We start from the raw sequence: 343 nt of genomic DNA, 5'->3' as shown, positions 1-343 counted from the left end.
GCGCAGCAGGCCCTCGTTAAAGGTCTGCACTGCGGCCAGATGGCCGGCCTGGTAGGGCACGCCCGGCTTGGCCTGGGCCAGCGCCGCCGCCTGCGGCTCGCCGACCAGGTCGTGGACCGCGCGCGGCACGGCACCCAATCGGCCGTTCACCGGGCAGGTGCCGGTGTTGTCGCAGGCGTAGCCACGGGACACGGCGCCGGCGGCGATCAGCACCACCTCGCCAACCCGCGACCCCCCCCGCCCCGGCCCGGTGACCGGCCGCGTCCGGGCCGCGCCGCGCGCGCGCCACGACCTGGTCGGCGAGGCGCAGGCGGCGGCGCTGGCCCAGGCCAAGCCGGGCGTG

The 343-nt window shown here is 78.7% G+C and carries 1 pseudogene; it reads right to left on the bottom strand.

The window, feature by feature from the left end:
* Positions 1-231, bottom strand: a pseudogene (locus RCF13_RS00990) (M24 family metallopeptidase); the annotation flags it as partial.
* Positions 232-343: the final 112 nt, after the last annotated feature.

The organism is Stenotrophomonas maltophilia group sp. RNC7, assembly GCF_030910085.1.
Classification (GTDB): domain Bacteria; phylum Pseudomonadota; class Gammaproteobacteria; order Xanthomonadales; family Xanthomonadaceae; genus Stenotrophomonas; species Stenotrophomonas sepilia.
Note: the sequence above shows the minus strand (reverse complement) of the source record. Positions and strands in the feature narration are given on the sequence as shown.